This window comes from Pseudogemmobacter bohemicus, from assembly GCF_003290025.1.
GTDB classification, from domain to species: Bacteria; Pseudomonadota; Alphaproteobacteria; order Rhodobacterales; family Rhodobacteraceae; genus Pseudogemmobacter; species Pseudogemmobacter bohemicus.
The window spans coordinates 1-13,643 of the sequence record NZ_QNHG01000009.1; the positions used below are offsets into that span (position 1 = coordinate 1).

The 13,643-nt window shown below is 64.0% G+C and carries 17 protein-coding genes; 6 read left to right on the forward strand and 11 right to left on the reverse strand.

Annotated features, from left to right (window positions below; all coding sequences use genetic code 11):
• Both mobQ and DRF71_RS26785 read right to left on the reverse strand, forming a co-directional pair.
• The coding region (gene mobQ, locus DRF71_RS26780; RefSeq protein WP_198672410.1) for a MobQ family relaxase at positions 1 to 799 on the reverse strand (799 nt) is incomplete at its 3' end.
• A 26-nt stretch (positions 800 to 825) separates the two neighbouring features.
• Positions 826 to 1,011: a helix-turn-helix domain-containing transcriptional regulator gene (locus DRF71_RS26785; protein WP_112313486.1), complete on the reverse strand. Its 186-nt coding sequence runs from the start codon at positions 1,009 to 1,011 to the stop codon at positions 826 to 828.
• 266 nt (positions 1,012 to 1,277) lie between these two features.
• Here DRF71_RS26785 and DRF71_RS26790 point away from each other — a divergent pair, with 266 nt between their 5' ends.
• The 3 genes from DRF71_RS26790 (at position 1,278) to DRF71_RS26800 (ending at position 4,185) form a co-directional block, all read left to right on the forward strand.
• On the forward strand, positions 1,278 to 1,583 hold the full coding sequence (locus DRF71_RS26790; protein ID WP_112313477.1) for a mobilization protein: 306 nt from the start codon (positions 1,278 to 1,280) through the stop codon (positions 1,581 to 1,583).
• Positions 1,580 to 3,244, forward strand: a complete 1,665-nt coding sequence (locus DRF71_RS26795; RefSeq protein WP_112313478.1) for a type IV secretory system conjugative DNA transfer family protein — start codon at positions 1,580 to 1,582, stop codon at positions 3,242 to 3,244. The genes DRF71_RS26790 and DRF71_RS26795 overlap by 4 nt, the downstream gene beginning before the upstream one ends.
• Before the next feature lie 140 nt (positions 3,245 to 3,384).
• On the forward strand, positions 3,385 to 4,185 hold the full coding sequence (locus tag DRF71_RS26800; RefSeq protein WP_198672411.1) for a metallophosphoesterase: 801 nt from the start codon (positions 3,385 to 3,387) through the stop codon (positions 4,183 to 4,185).
• Positions 4,186 to 4,276: 91 nt separating this feature from the next.
• On the opposite strand, the gene DRF71_RS28315 is transcribed toward DRF71_RS26800, so the two are convergent.
• The 7 genes from DRF71_RS28315 to DRF71_RS26830 all read right to left on the reverse strand — a co-directional run bounded on the left by DRF71_RS28315 (position 4,277) and on the right by DRF71_RS26830 (position 8,142).
• Entirely contained in the window at positions 4,277 to 4,549 is a 273-nt protein-coding gene (locus DRF71_RS28315; protein ID WP_198672412.1) for a type II toxin-antitoxin system RelE/ParE family toxin, read from the reverse strand.
• A complete protein-coding gene (locus DRF71_RS28320) occupies positions 4,550 to 4,810 on the reverse strand; it encodes a type II toxin-antitoxin system RelB/DinJ family antitoxin (protein ID WP_198672413.1) in 261 nt (86 codons plus the stop codon).
• A 113-nt stretch (positions 4,811 to 4,923) separates the two neighbouring features.
• Positions 4,924 to 5,199 carry a ribbon-helix-helix domain-containing protein gene (locus DRF71_RS28325; protein ID WP_232831712.1) on the reverse strand — a complete coding sequence of 92 codons (276 nt, stop codon included), beginning with the start codon at positions 5,197 to 5,199 and terminating at the stop codon, positions 4,924 to 4,926.
• Positions 5,200 to 5,269: 70 nt separating this feature from the next.
• On the reverse strand, positions 5,270 to 6,067 hold the full coding sequence (locus tag DRF71_RS26815; RefSeq protein WP_232831713.1) for a nucleotide-binding protein: 798 nt from the start codon (positions 6,065 to 6,067) through the stop codon (positions 5,270 to 5,272).
• Positions 6,068 to 6,125: 58 nt separating this feature from the next.
• Positions 6,126 to 6,998: a helix-turn-helix domain-containing protein gene (locus DRF71_RS26820; RefSeq protein WP_112313488.1), complete on the reverse strand. Its 873-nt coding sequence runs from the start codon at positions 6,996 to 6,998 to the stop codon at positions 6,126 to 6,128.
• 195 nt (positions 6,999 to 7,193) lie between these two features.
• On the reverse strand, positions 7,194 to 7,418 hold the full coding sequence (locus DRF71_RS26825) for a ribbon-helix-helix domain-containing protein (RefSeq protein WP_232831714.1): 225 nt from the start codon (positions 7,416 to 7,418) through the stop codon (positions 7,194 to 7,196).
• Between the two features lie 124 nt (positions 7,419 to 7,542).
• Positions 7,543 to 8,142 (reverse strand): recombinase family protein, encoded by a 600-nt coding sequence (locus DRF71_RS26830; protein WP_112313490.1) that lies wholly within the window; start codon positions 8,140 to 8,142, stop codon positions 7,543 to 7,545.
• 188 nt (positions 8,143 to 8,330) lie between these two features.
• Between DRF71_RS26830 and DRF71_RS26835 the strand changes: the two genes are divergently transcribed.
• The 3 genes from DRF71_RS26835 to DRF71_RS26845 are packed head-to-tail and all read left to right on the forward strand — an operon-like array spanning position 8,331 to position 10,045.
• Positions 8,331 to 8,720, forward strand: a complete 390-nt coding sequence (locus DRF71_RS26835; protein WP_112313481.1) for an ArsR/SmtB family transcription factor — start codon at positions 8,331 to 8,333, stop codon at positions 8,718 to 8,720.
• The gene (fdxA, locus tag DRF71_RS26840) at positions 8,717 to 9,055 is read left to right on the forward strand and encodes a ferredoxin FdxA (RefSeq protein ID WP_112313482.1); all 339 of its coding nucleotides are present in this window, start codon (positions 8,717 to 8,719) and stop codon (positions 9,053 to 9,055) included. The genes DRF71_RS26835 and fdxA overlap by 4 nt, the downstream gene beginning before the upstream one ends.
• Positions 9,056 to 9,097: 42 nt before the next feature.
• Positions 9,098 to 10,045, forward strand: a complete 948-nt coding sequence (locus tag DRF71_RS26845; protein WP_112313483.1) for a bile acid:sodium symporter family protein — start codon at positions 9,098 to 9,100, stop codon at positions 10,043 to 10,045.
• A 12-nt stretch (positions 10,046 to 10,057) separates the two neighbouring features.
• Here the strand turns inward: DRF71_RS26845 and DRF71_RS26850 are convergent, their stop codons facing one another.
• Positions 10,058 to 10,807: a DUF6118 family protein gene (locus tag DRF71_RS26850; protein WP_112313484.1), complete on the reverse strand. Its 750-nt coding sequence runs from the start codon at positions 10,805 to 10,807 to the stop codon at positions 10,058 to 10,060.
• Between the two features lie 11 nt (positions 10,808 to 10,818).
• A partial coding sequence (traA, locus tag DRF71_RS26855; protein ID WP_112313485.1) for a Ti-type conjugative transfer relaxase TraA occupies positions 10,819 to 13,643 on the reverse strand: 2,825 nt, incomplete at its 5' end.

Here is a 13,643-nt window from a genome sequence, read left to right on the forward strand (position 1 = left end):
TCTTTTCCCCGGTGATGAGGGTTAGAACCTGCTCGGGCTTCTCACGGATCAGCTCGGCATTGCGCCGCGCTGCATCCTCGTCCAGCCGCGTGCGCGACACGTCGAGGCCGCGCCGCTCCATCTGCGAGGCGTGGACGCCCATATGCTCGGTCGGCGCGATCTCTAGCCCGCGCTCCATGTGCGAACGATGGTCGATGCGAATATCAAGCCCGGCCATCGCCAGCCGCTCGTTGGCGATCCCCTCCCACCGCTGGCGAAGGTCACGAAGCTGCATGTCGGTCGTCGGCAGCTCGTTCGCCAAGAGCCATTTGTTTTCGCGCTCAAGATAGGTCTTGTCGCCTAAGCCACCCTCCGTCACCTGCCGCGTGGTCATAAGCACATGGGCATGATGATTGCGAACGTCGCTCGCCTCGTGCGGCGCGTGAATGGCGAAGTCCACGGCAGCGCCGTAGCGGTCGGCCAATTCCTGCGCGAACTCCCGCGCTGCCTCTAGGCGCTGTTCCACCGATAGCTCATGCGGCAAGGCGATCTCAAATTCGCGGGCAACGCGAGCGTCCTTGCGCTTCTCGGCCGCCTCCGCCGCATTCCACAAGGCCGAACGATCGCGCGCCCACTCGGCATCCGAACCTTCGGGAAGCACGATTTCCGAATGCTCGATGCCCTGCTTTCTCGAAAAGTCATGCGTGATGCCGTCGCGCTCGTTCGTCAGGCGCTCGCCGGCACGATAAGCCGAAGCCGCGACGGCGCTTCGACCGCCGCCGCGCGAAATCGGCTTCATGCTCACATGATAGATCGCCAATGGCTGATTTTCCTCCTGCGTGAATATCAGCGCAAACTGGACGCCGCGCCGCGCCTGTTTTTGATTCGCTCCCGAGCCCGCGCAACATCGTCCAAAGCGGCAGTGGTCAAAGCTAGATCGCCTTCGTCCCTTATGGCCTCAATATAGGCTGTGATGTCGTCCTCGGTTTCGAGATAATCGGCTGTGTCATATCGGCTGAATTTTATCTCCATCAACATCCTCCTGAAACAATCTTTGTTGCCATCCAATAGCATGTTCGCGCATTGAGTTGCGTAGCAACTCGTAAGTGCGCCCTTCTCAACTCAATCGCTTCGCTCTTTCGCCGCTCGGTGTGGCGCTTGCGGCAAGCTCGATGCGACGAATTGAGGCGGCGATTGTGCTGCAAATCCGGTGTGTTTTCAAGCGAGACGGGCAAACAACTGGAAATGACGGCCGGGAATGATAGTCTTGGCAAGCGAACGGAAAAGGAGATTGAGGCATGGCGCGAAAATCTATCGAAGAACGTCTAGCTCAACTGGATGCGCAGCGCGCCGCCCTCAAAGCACGCTTGAGCAAACAGGAGCGCGCCAACGATACGCGCCGCAAGGTGCTGTTGGGCGCGCTCGTTCTCCATCGCCTTGAGAATGGCAAGGATGAGGAATTTTCTCGGCGCTTGGGCGAATGGCTCAAGCGTGAGCTGCCCGACTTCCTGACGCGCGACGGCGACAAGGAACTCTTTGCCGATCTGATCGGCAGCGCGCCGACCGGGGAGACGACAGGCAGCGCCGGGGGGACGGCCGCATGAGTCAGGCAAGGCTTGCATGGGCTGCGTTCAAGAACATGATCCGGCAGGGCGCACGTGATCCGGTGTGGGCGATCACGGCAATATGTCTCGCACCATTCCGCGCCGCCGTTCCTCTATTTTTCACCCTCCTGCTTCTGCTTGCCGTGGGTTTCATCCTGACCCTAGGCGGCGGTCTTGCACTCGAAGCCCTCGGCGCTGGCGACAATATCGTTGTCGCCGCGATCCATCTGACCTTCGTAGCCGCTGTTGTTTCCATCCTCGCATTCCGCTTACTGACCAATCCCATGATCCTGCATTTCGGTGATCTTGACGGCGAGACTCATGGCTCGGCCCGCTTCGCCACAAACAAGGAAGCCTCTGCCCTCACCATTCAAAGCGACGGCCTTATCGTCGGCCGCCATCCCAAGAGCGGAAAACTCGTCCGCTATGACGGCCCCGCTCACCTTCTCACGATGGCCCCGACGCGATCCGGCAAGGGCGTCGGTTCGATCATCCCGAACCTGCTCACTGCCGACCGCTCCGTGATCTGCATCGACCCCAAAGGCGAAAATGCAAAAATCGCCGGCCGCGCCCGCCAGCAATTCGGCCCGGTCCATGTTCTCGACCCCTTCGGCGTCACCGGCCAGCCCTCGGCCGCCTTCAATCCGCTCGACCAACTCGACCCGGCCGGCCTCGATGTCGCGGAAGATGCAAGCACCCTTGCCGACGCCCTTGTAGTCGATGAACCGGGCATGGCCGGCGAAGCGCATTGGAACGATGAAGCCAAGGCGCTCATTGCCGGCTTGATCCTCCATGTTACCGCCAGCGAGCCGCGCGACAGGCAAAACCTCGCCACCCTGCGCGACTATCTTACCCTCGCCCCTGAAGCCTTCGCCGCGCTCCTGAAGGACATGCAGGCGTCAACGGCCGCCGCCGGCCTGATCGCGCGCGCCGCAAATCGCTTCCTCGGCAAAAGTGACAAGGAAGCTTCCGGCGTCCTCTCGGCCGCGCAGCGCCATACCCATTTCCTCGACAGCCCCCGCATGGTCGCCGTCCTCGGCCGATCCGATTTCCGCTTTGCCGATCTCAAGCGCCGCAACGTCTCGGTGTTCCTCGTCCTGCCGCCCGATCGGCTCGCCACCTATTCCCGATGGCTGCGTCTGCTCGTCGCCCAAAGCCTCACCGACATGGCCCGCGACCCCACCAAGCCGGCAGCGCCGGTCCTCTACCTGCTCGATGAGTTCGCCGCCCTCGGCCATCTGGCCCCCGTCGAGCGTGCAATGGGCCTCATGGCCGGCTACGGCGTCCAACTCTGGCCGATCCTGCAAGACGTTCACCAGCTCCGCGCCACCTACGGGCAGCGCGCCGGCACCTTCCTGTCAAACGCCGGCGTCCTACAGGTCTTCGGCGTCAACGATCACGACAGCGCCCGCCTCGTCTCCGATCTGCTCGGACAAGGAACCGTTGTGTTCCAGTCCATGAGCCGCGCGCTCGATTCCGAAAAATCCGGCCTCTCCTTCGGAGAACAACACGTTGCTCGGCCGTTGCTGACCCCCGATGAGGTCCGCAACCTGCCGCAAAACGTGGAGCTGCTGTTTCTCGCCGGGCAACGGCCGGTCATCGCCGGAAAGCTCGCCTATTACGCCGATCCAGAATTTCAGGGGCTCTATGATCCGGCATGACAATGAAGACGGTCCCGGCGCCATCGGCGCCGGGGCTTCTTCCCTGCCGTCCCTCCGGCTCTCTACGGCGCTATGTGGGGAGCGCGTTCGCCTCCGGGCCGGGCGCGGCTCCCGCCGCGAAAACCTCGAAAGAAACCCTCTTGCCGAAACTCTGGATCATGTCCGATCTGCACCTAGAATCCGTGCCCTATCCGGGGGCCTTCGCCCCTGCCCGGACCGACTTTGACGTGCTGGTCGCGGCCGGGGATATTTGGCAGGCCGATGTTCGGCGCGGCCTCGATCTGCTCGCCCGCCTCGCCGGGGGCAAGCCGGTCGTCTTCGTCATGGGAAATCATGAGCATTGGAAAGGCGTCCTGGGCGACGATCTGCGCGAAGCGAAGATCATAGCCCAAGACGCCGGCGTGACCTTGCTCGACGGCGAGGCCGTCACCGTCGCCGGGTGCCGGTTCGCCGGCGCGACCCTCTGGACCGATTACGAACTGGCGGGCGAGCTGGCCGACATGCAGGCCCCTACCGGCGAGCTGATCGCCATGGCGGCCGGGCCAACCCCCCGCCCCTTCACCATGGCCGATTCCGCCGCCGTCCACGCAACGGCACGGGCGCAACTCGCGGCGATCGTCACGGCCGATCCAAGCCCCCTCCCCCTCGTCGTCGTGACGCATCACGCGCCGCACCCCGATTGCCTGCCACTCGATACGCGCGGGACATGGGCGGCCGGAAACTGCGCCTCCGATCTCTCCGAGCTGACTGATAGCGGCCGGGTCGCCCTGTGGGTCCACGGCCATATCCATGCCAGCATCGACATGACGCGGCCGAACGGAACCCGCATCCTGTGCAACCCGGCCGGGCCGATGTTCTCGAATCCCCGCTTCAACGAAACGCTGGTGGTGGAGCTGGCGGGCACGGAGGGAGCCCCCGGCCGGCCCGCTCTCTCCATATAGGGCCGTAGGGACGGCCGGGGGCGGGCCGCTGGTACAACAGATAGCGCCTTGCCCGATCCGGCCAGATAGGGAAAACGGCCCCGGCGCTGACCTACTTACGGAAAAGATCGGAGTGGGTGCCGGTGCGCTCGAAATGAACGCTCGTCGCGTCCGCTTTGTAGATCAGCAGCCAATCGGGCTCTATGTGCAGGTCGCGATAACCGATCCAGTTCAATTTCAAGGGATGGTCACGCAGTTGCGCCGGCAAGGGCGCGTCCTCGATCAACAATTGCAGAACGTGGCGCAGCTTCGCCATATCCTTGCCGCGCTTTTCCGCCCGCTTCACGTCGCGGCGGAACTGGCCGGAATAGCTCGGCTCCCGCACTCAAATGCCCAACTGCTTGAACAGGTCGTCGGCATCCTTGGCCTTGTGAACGTCCTCGCCGCGCGCCGTCTTCTCCATAGCCGCAGCCGTCTTCACATTCGGCACCTTCACCGGAAAGGGGATGGCCTTGTCGCGGGCAACCCTGACCAGCGCCATGCGGATATAATCCGAGACGGACAATCCCATCTCCGCAAGCGCCTTGGTGGCGCTATTCTTCGTTTCGGCATCGACGCGCGCGCGCACTACGGTATCAACTCTCATGATCTTCGCTCCTGAAAAGACTTGTGGCCGTATGTAGCCACAAAAGGCTACCGTTTCAAGCCCTTGCTCGCCGTTCAGCAAAGCAGCAAGCCTAATTGCTGTCAAAACAGCAATTAGGCACCGTGCTTGTCCAAAAGATCGGCCAGAGCCTCACGCATGAGGTCTTCTATGGAGCGATCAGTGTCAGCCGAAAGCCGCTTCACTCGGCGATGGTCTTCCGGCTCGACTACAACGGTCAAACGCTTCATGCCGGCGCGCGTGGCCGCATAATACCGCTTCCCCTCGGGCGGGCGTTCCGGTTGCGTGGCAGGTTCCACGATGGGGGCCGCTGGTGCGGATGCAGGGCGGACAGCCTTCATGCTCTCTGCAAGGCTCGGTCTTTTGCTCATTTCGTCCTCTTTTAGTTGCCTTTTTGACAGCAATAACAGTTTGCCTCTTTGCTGGCAAACTGCCTTGCCGTTAAAGCAGCAATGTTGCTTTGACCCATACCAGAAGTTCGGAAACCTCATCGCTCGCCTTGCCGTCCGGCTCGTATTCCGGCGCGGTCTTGCCTGCTGTGAGCGCGTGGCCGAAGGCCGCGCGCTGCTGCAAGGTAACAGGGGCAACCGCCAAACCATGAACCTCCACGGCGTCGCGGGCGTCGGCCAAAAGTTGGGTGGCGCGCGGCGGGACCGCGTTCAGGATCACAAATGCGGGCTTTTGAGCCAGCTTCACCAGCTCGGCCGTGCTGCCAATGGCCCGAAGATCGAGGACGCCAGCTCGGCACGGAATCAAGACAAGATCGGCGGCGCGAATAGCGGCCATCGCCGCTCCCTCCGAGTGCGGCGCGGTGTCGATCACGACCAGCTCGGCCCCGCCGTCGCGGGCCGCTTGCAATCCTTGCGCAAGCCGGGCATGGGGCAGGGCGACGACAACCGGCGTTTCCGTCTCGCGGCTGTCGCTCCATCCGGCTGCACTGGCTTGCGGGTCGAGGTCGATTATTGCGCTGGGGAGCCCGGCCGCTTCAGCGGCCGTGGCGATGTGTAGTGCGAGGGTGGTTTTGCCAGCCCCGCCTTTTTGACTGACAATAGCGATTGTTTTCATGCTGCTGTCATACCAGCAAACCGGATTGCCGACAAGACACATTGCCGCTTTGCCAGCAATACAGCAAAATAAGCGCAGTGTTGCCGCCTTCTTTCTCTCGAAAGCCCATGCGACGCTTACCGCTAGCACCAGGTCAACGGTTTTGCTCTGCCGGTGCCGCTTGCCGGCCCGCACTTAACGCGGGCCGGAACCGCCGCAGGGCCGCGAAAGCGGCCCGAACAGCGGCGACCGCTTATGTTTTCCTACTTAGATAAAGATGAGATGGGGATTCAGTCTGCTTGGCGGACTCACGCTCCTGCAAGGACTTCCCAAGGCGGGCGAGGGCCTGCCCCAAGGCATTGTCGCCAACGTCGAATAGAACCCGCTCGCCAATGTCGAGGTTGGCCCTGTGGGCCTCCGTGACGGCTTTGCGCTCGGCCTCGGCCTGCACATGATCGTCGGGCGGGGGAGGGGCCTTGCCGAACCGCCCAAGGAAGCGCAGCGCCCTTTCGGGCAGAGACAGGCGATAGGCGTTGCTGGCCTGCTGCACCTGTGGCCCGTTCTCGTTGCCGGTCGGCTCGTAGCGCCGCAGCCAGTCGAGGAATCCATGCGCCCGCAGCGCCTTCAACGCGCGCACCACGGCGTCCCGCGATCGGCGCACCTTGCCCATGATCGTCTCTAGGGACGGGTCCAGCCGCCCGGTTCGGAAGTCCACCAGATTGACGAAATATTCCAGAACCTCGATGGCGACCGCGCCAAGGGGGCCGCTGCGCTGGCCCTTCTGGCGCTCGGCCAGCTCGTAGCGTTTCGCGGCCAGAAGAACCTTTTGCGTTTCCTGCCGCGTCGTCGGCCGCCAAATCCGGCCCTCGGATCGGCCCTTGAAATGGCTGTGCCGGCGAACTGGCGTCCGCTCGCGCTCGGCCGGGGGCGGCATGACAAGGCCAAGTGCGGCCTGTCCCGACCGCTGCAATGCCGCTCGTCGCTCATAGGCGAGGGCGGAGAGCTGCCCGGCCTCGGCCTCGTTCAGTTGCCCGGCTCCGTGCCGTGTCCAGACTTCCCGCATGATTTCATCGAGCGCGTGCCCGCGCGCGCAGCCGATCGCAGCCGCGATTTGCGTCCTCAACATAAGTCTCTCGTCCTCCATTCAGGAGGGCATGACAGCGGGGACAAACAGGCAAAGATTCACCGTTCCCGCGCGACTCACGTCTTGCGGGTTGGCCGTCTCTCGCCTATGTTGGGAGCTAGCTTGATGGGGCTCCTACATAGGCGTTCCCGAAATCCCAAAGCCCCTTGCCGCTCCAACGGCTTGGGGCTTTTGCTATTATGATCCCTCGTGCTTCTCGATATAGAACCTCACGGCTTCCGCGATGATCGGCGCGCGTGACCGCACGCCCTTGGCTTCCTTGAGTTGGTCGATTGCCTTGACCAGCTCGCCGGGAAGATCGACCGTTACCAGAACTTCGCCAGCCGCACGCCGTCGCTCGCGATGAGCGATAACTCTTTGCGTGGTAGTGGTGGCTTGCCCGGCACGACTCATGTGTTTCATGGAACGTCGATTCTTCCGATTCTGCAACCCCTTATGATTCACGGGTTCAGGTTCGGTCAAAGTAATGCTAAATTGCTGGCAATATTATTTGCTGTCAAAGCAGCAATTTGATTTGAGAAGACGCCTATGTGCCCGCTTTTTTCCGGTCCAGCGCCCGATACAGCGTAGCCCGGTGAACGCCCACAATCCGCGCGACTTCTGCAACCGGCTTTTCCTCGTCCCTGATGAGCTGGCGCGCGTGTGCGATCTGCTCGGCCGATAGGGCAGGGGAGGGACCGAACCTCACGCCTCGGGCCTTCGCTGCGATCCGCCCGGCGCTGGTGCGCTCAACGATCAAGGAACGCTCGAAATCCGCGATCCCCGCGAACACGGTCATCACCATGCGCCCGGCCGGGGTCGTGGTGTCGGCCCATGGCTCGGCCAGCGAGCGCAAGCCCGCCCCGGCCGTCCTGATCTGCTCCGCGATCGCCAGTAGGTCGGCCGTCGAACGGGCGAGGCGGTCAAGCCGGGCGATCGTCACCACGTCGCCGGCGCGAAGATGGTCCAGCATCCGCGCCAGCTCGGGCCGGTCGCGGTGCGCGCCCGATGCCTTTTCCTCGAAAATGCGGACGCACCCGGCCGCGACAAGGGCGGCTCGCTGCTGGTCGAGGGCCTGCCCCTGCGTCGAGACGCGGGCATAGCCAAGGAACACGCTGCCGGCGTCGGAATCTGGTCGGCCCCTCATGGCCTGCCCCCTGTCGCAAATCATGTCGCAAGTTTTCTACCATCCGCGACAAAGACATGCGACATGAAAACCCCTGATTTTCCGGGGGCGGCCGATCTGGCGCAGGTTTTAGGAGTTGCGCGACATTGACGCGCTCGTTCGTCATCTGTAATTCTTCATTTCATCTTCACATGAAGCGATGAATCGATATGGACGAACAAGCCGCACTCGCCGGATTCTCCGCGATCTCCCATGAAGCACGTTTGCGCATCGTCCGCATGTTGGTGGTCGCCGGTGCTGACGGCATGGCGGCCGGGGCGATCGCCTCGGCGCTCGACGGCGCGCAGCCCTCGCGGGTCTCGTTCCACCTCAAAGAGCTGGAACACGCCGGCCTTATTGGAAGCCGGCGCGATGGCAAGTCGATCATCTACAGCGCCAATTGGCCGGCCCTCTCCGATCTCGTCGCCTTCCTCATGCACGACTGCTGCCAAGGCCATTGCGAGTATTGCGACAAGGCGATTGCCCTGTTCGCCAAATGCCAAGGCCGCCCGACCGGCCCCATTGTTTGCGAGCTGGTCGAAGTCGAGGCGGCGAAATGACCTATGTGGTCACGGAAAACTGCATTCGCTGCAAGTATATGGACTGCGTGGAAGTGTGTCCGGTGGACTGCTTCTACGAAGGCGAAAACATGCTCGTCATCCACCCCGACGAATGCATCGACTGTGGCGTGTGCGAGCCCGAGTGCCCAGCCGAAGCCATCAAACCGGATACCGAACCCGATCTGGATTTCTGGCTGGGGCTCAACGCCCAATATGCGGCCGTCTGGCCCAACATCACGACCAAGGGCACCCCTCCCTCGGACGCCGACAAATGGGACGGCGTGCCCGGCAAGTATCAACGATATTTTTCCCCCGCGCCCGGCGCGGGTGATTGACCGCGCGGCCGTCTCTGCCACCGGCTGCGAATAGGACCAACCATGCAAAAAGCACTCACCTTCGTTGAAAACAATCTCCTGCTGCTCGCCGTCGCGACGGCCGCCTTGGGCCTGCTCGTCCCCTCGATCGGTATCGTCTTGGAAGCTGGCATCAGCCCGCTTCTGGCCGCGCTGATGCTGGTCATCAGCCTGACCTTCGACGCTCATGCCGTGAAGCTGGTTTTTCGGAAGCCAAGCCGGCAGATTTGGGCGCTTGGCCTCGTCTATGGCCCCATGTCGCTTGCCGGCTGGCTTACCGGACGCCTGTTCTTCGGCACCGGGAATCTGGCGGCCGGTCAAACGCTGGTCGGGACATTGCCCACCGATGTTTCCGCCCCGCTGCTGGTGCTTCTGGCACGAGGCAACGTCGCCCTCGCGGCCGTGCTCAATGCGGTCAACACGGCGCTCTCGCCGTTCATCGTGCCCTTTCTGTTCCTTGCCCTGACCGGCATACAGCTCCAAGTCCCGGTCGGCGCGGTCGTGCTGGAACTGGTGCTGGTCGTGCTGGTGCCGACGATCGTCGGCGTCTATCTGCGCACGCGGTATCTGAAAGCCGTCAGCCGTTACGATAGCGTCTATCCGTCGCTCGGCTCGGTGCTCTACCTGCTCCTGCTGCTCGCCGTGATCGGGCCGAACGCCGAGACGGTCCTTGGCTATGGCTGGTATGCCATCGTGATCGCGCTCGCCGCGCTCTCGCTCAACCTCATCGGCTATGCGGTCGGCTATGTGTCAAAGGTCTTCGTGGCCGATCGCGAGGAGCTGATTGCCTACCTGTTCACCGTGAGCAAGAAGGAATTTTCCATCGCGGCGGCCTTCGTGGTCGCATCCGGCCTGCCCTCCGAGATCGCGGTGCCGGCTGCGTTCTTCGCGGTGATCCAGATGATTACGTCACCGATCGCCGCGAAGATATTGGCATCGCGAGGCCCGGCCGCTGCTGCCGCTCCGCATTGAGGCTGTTCTACACTACTGCGCCGGGGCAGGCACGGTGACGGTGCATCGCTGATCCGTTCCCGTTCGCCTCGCCGTCTCCAAGCACGCCGAAATCTCCCCGCTGCTGGCATCGTAGAACTGGCCGCCCCATGTGATTTTCTGCGCCTCGAAAGGATCGGCCGCCCTAATCACGGCATGGCCGGCGCTGACGCGATCCCGCCCCATGACAAGGGCGGCAACGTGGCTGTCGGCCGAGAAGGGCAGGAAGCGCGGCAACAGCAAAATCAGGAATATGCCAACGAACAGCCCGACAAGGCCGGCCATCCACATGCGGAAATCCTGACTTTTCCGGTCGTAGGCGCTTTTCGTGTGAGCGGAAAGATTCCGGCCGGCGCGCTCGAGGTCGGACGCCTGCCGCTCGAGCTGCTGCGCGGCGGTGCGTATCAGGGCCTCGCCGCTGCGCTCGAGGAGCGCCGCATAGTGCTGCGCGCCATGCCGGAGAATGGGCGACTGCTCGACGCCGTTCAGCCGCTCCGCAACATTGTCGAGCGTCTGCACGAGCTGGGCGAGCTGGGGCTTGTAGTCCTGCGCCGGCTCGATCCTTTCGAGCTGGTCGAAAGCCGCTTCCAGCCCGCGCCGCATCACGGTCATTTCCGCGCCGATCTGCGCGCCCTGCGTCTCGATCGTGCGCCGGAGCGCGTCGAACGCGGCGGCCGGGTCGCCGGCGTCCTCGTCCAGTGCTTCCGGCTCGATTCCTTCCCTGTCGTCGTCCAGTTCCGCCATATTCTCCCTGCCTACATCTCCAAGCCATGCCCTCGGCTGAGGCGTTGGCCGCGTGTCATTTCGTCTTGCAGCGCGCGGGCAATGGTCTGCTCGCGGCGAAGCTCCTGCCCGATTCCAAGCTCCTGCCGGCGGTTGCGCAGGATGGATTCCGCCTGCGGGTCACGCTCAAGGCTCTTGGCAAGGCCGGTCATCTGGCTTTCGACCTTGGCGCGGGCATCGTCGTGCTGCCAGCCGCGAAGTTCCCGGCGCTGACCCTGTAGCTCCTGCCAGCGTTCAACAAACCGCTCGGCCCTGACATTCGGGTCTTGCAGGGCAGCGTTTTCGCGCTTCATCCCTTCGATAACATGGGCGACACGCTCCCGGCCGGAAAGCTCGGTCATGGCGCGCGCCGTCGCCGGGTCGTTTTGCAGGGTCGAGCGGATCAAATCTTTCATGCCGTCGCGCACCTGGTCGAGCTGATGGCCGGCATCGCGCATTTCCTGCCGCTGCATGTCGAGGACCGGCAGGCCCTCGCGCCGGTGCTGGTCGATCGACTGATAGGCCCGCGCATAGCGGTCAACGGCCGCCTCAAGCGGCGACTGCCCCCGCGCCCGCTCGGCCAGCCGGTCGGGCGCCGGCGCCTGCCGCAAGCTCCCTTCCCTTTCCGGCCGTTCGCTGCGCTCCTGCGAGGGTGTGGAACGCGCATTGAGCTTGAGGCCGGCAAACATGCCGCGCCGCTGTTTCTCGGCCTGCTGCGGCCGTTTCTGGTCGATCTGTGGGCCGGCCTCATTGGCGCGGTCCTGCTGCGGCCCCTCGGCCGCCGCGCCGCGCCCAAGTTTCAGGCCCTCGAACGGCCGTTGGCGCTGCTGTCGATCGCCGGCGAGATCCGCGCGAGGATCTGCACCAAGATCCTGCGCGAGATCCACGCCGATTTTTTGCGAGGATCTCGGCGCGCGGTCCTCGATGCGCTCCCGCTCGGCAGGGTGCCGACCTTCGGCCGTCGACTCCCGTTCCGCACGTAGCCCGGCGCGCTCGGCCGAAATCTCGATCTCGCTGCGAACGCCCATTTGCTCGGCAATCCCGCGCCGCTCGGCAAAATCGCGGGTATAGTCGAGGGTGGTTTCCTTCACGCCCGACCGCGACAGGCGGCGCTCTAGCTGGTCATAGGCCAGCTCGCCGGCGTCCTGAACCTTCCATGCGTTCCGGTGCGTCTGCGTGCCATCCGGCAAGGTAACGGGGGTGGAACCCTCATGCTGTAGGCCGATCTTCTCCCCGATCTCGGGCGCGGCCTCCTTCATGGCCCGCTCAAGATCGACGCCCCATAGGGTGCGGCGCTCGCCCTTGTCGTTTTCCAGCGTCACGAAATAGCTGTCGGACTTCTGCGGGTCATGCTCGAAGGGCGCGGCCCCATGCTCGACCAGCCGGCCGGCATTGGTGAACTCGTCCTGTGCCGCGTAGAGCTGCACGCCGTCACGATGCCGGGTCATGGCGACATAGGTTAGATGCCGGTCCATCGTTCCCGACGCCAGCACATAGGAACGATCGACCGTCGCCCCCTGATTTTTGTGAATCGTCGTCGCATAGCCGTGGTCGATCGCCTGATAGTCGCCCATCGGCACGAAAACGCGATCGCCCCGGTCCAGCGTGGCGATGATACGGCCCGGCTCGACATGATCGACCGTCGCGAGCATCCCGTTTTTCACGCCAAGGTCGCGGCTGTTCTCCAAGAACACGATGCGGTCGCCGGGCGCGAACTCCCGCTTACCGTCATTGGTCTGGAAGGTCAGCGCGCCGGCGTCCTCGCCCTGCGCCAGCTCGCCCCGGTCCTGTAGCTCGGCCCGGATCGCGTCATTGATGGCGCGAACATCGGCCCGGCGATGCGCCATCGCAACGCGCGTCCCCTCCGGCCGCTCGTCACGATCGGCAAGGTAATCGCGCACGATCTCGCCGCGCGCGTCCTCGCCTGTCTCGGCAAAGCTGATATTGCCGCGATCCCGATAGGCCGCCAGCCCTTCGGCCGTCCGGTGCGTGGCGAAGTCAACGGATGCCTCCCGCTGCCAGTCCACGCGCTGCCGGCGAATCTCGGAAAGCTCGGCATGGCCGATTTCCTCCGTGATCGCCCGGAACGGTGCGCCGGCCCCGATCGCCTGTAGCTGCTCATGGTCGCCTACAAGGACGATCTTCGCCCCGCGCGCCTCGGCCTCGCTAACGAACCGGGCGAGCTGGCGGCTCCCGACCATGCCCGCCTCGTCGATCACGAACACGTCGCCGCGGCCGATCGTGCCGCGGTCGTTCTCCCAACCGCGGGACCATGACGCCAGTGTGCGGCTCTGGATGCCGGAAGATTCCTCCAAGCCCTCGGCCGCCTTCCCCGACAGGGCCGCGCCGTGGACCTGATAGCCCTCGGCCTCCCATGCCTCGCGCGCCGCCGCGAGCATGGTGGACTTGCCAGCGCCGGCATAACCGACAACGGCCGCGATCCGCTCCGGCCCGGTGATATGCTTGATCGCCCGGCGCTGCTCGTCCGAAAGCCGCGCCGTCATGTCGCCGGCGCTCCGCTGAATGGCGGTGTCCTGCCGCTCTATGGCGCGCTCGACATGCCAGCGATCCACGCCATGACCATGCGCCGCGTGCATCCGCTGCGCGCTCTCGATCATGCCGGATTCGATCCCGACCATTTCGCGGGTCGAATAGCGCGCAAGCTCGATCTCGCCCGTTGCCGGGTCCGCGCGCTCGGGCTGCAACTCCACCAGCGCCGGCGAGGCCATCACCTTCGCAAAGGCGTTCTGGAACTCCTGCGGGTCGTCGTTGATGTAGCGATGCAGCGCCCGCGCAACGTCGTGGCGGTCGAACACGC

What these genes read in the sequence shown, in the direction of transcription:
- DRF71_RS26785 (WP_112313486.1), bottom strand. Translation starts at nt 1,011, where the DNA reads ATGGAGATAAAATTCAGCCGATATGACACAGCCGATTATCTCGAAACC.
- DRF71_RS26790 (WP_112313477.1), top strand. Translation starts at nt 1,278, where the DNA reads ATGGCGCGAAAATCTATCGAAGAACGTCTAGCTCAACTGGATGCGCAG.
- DRF71_RS26795 (WP_112313478.1), top strand. Translation starts at nt 1,580, where the DNA reads ATGAGTCAGGCAAGGCTTGCATGGGCTGCGTTCAAGAACATGATCCGG.
- DRF71_RS28320 (WP_198672413.1), bottom strand. Translation starts at nt 4,810, where the DNA reads ATGAGAGTTGATACCGTAGTGCGCGCGCGCGTCGATGCCGAAACGAAG.
- DRF71_RS28325 (WP_232831712.1), bottom strand. Translation starts at nt 5,199, where the DNA reads ATGAGCAAAAGACCGAGCCTTGCAGAGAGCATGAAGGCTGTCCGCCCT.
- DRF71_RS26820 (WP_112313488.1), bottom strand. Translation starts at nt 6,998, where the DNA reads ATGTTGAGGACGCAAATCGCGGCTGCGATCGGCTGCGCGCGCGGGCAC.
- DRF71_RS26825 (WP_232831714.1), bottom strand. Translation starts at nt 7,418, where the DNA reads ATGAAACACATGAGTCGTGCCGGGCAAGCCACCACTACCACGCAAAGA.
- DRF71_RS26830 (WP_112313490.1), bottom strand. Translation starts at nt 8,142, where the DNA reads ATGAGGGGCCGACCAGATTCCGACGCCGGCAGCGTGTTCCTTGGCTAT.
- DRF71_RS26835 (WP_112313481.1), top strand. Translation starts at nt 8,331, where the DNA reads ATGGACGAACAAGCCGCACTCGCCGGATTCTCCGCGATCTCCCATGAA.
- fdxA (WP_112313482.1), top strand. Translation starts at nt 8,717, where the DNA reads ATGACCTATGTGGTCACGGAAAACTGCATTCGCTGCAAGTATATGGAC.
- DRF71_RS26845 (WP_112313483.1), top strand. Translation starts at nt 9,098, where the DNA reads ATGCAAAAAGCACTCACCTTCGTTGAAAACAATCTCCTGCTGCTCGCC.
- DRF71_RS26850 (WP_112313484.1), bottom strand. Translation starts at nt 10,807, where the DNA reads ATGGCGGAACTGGACGACGACAGGGAAGGAATCGAGCCGGAAGCACTG.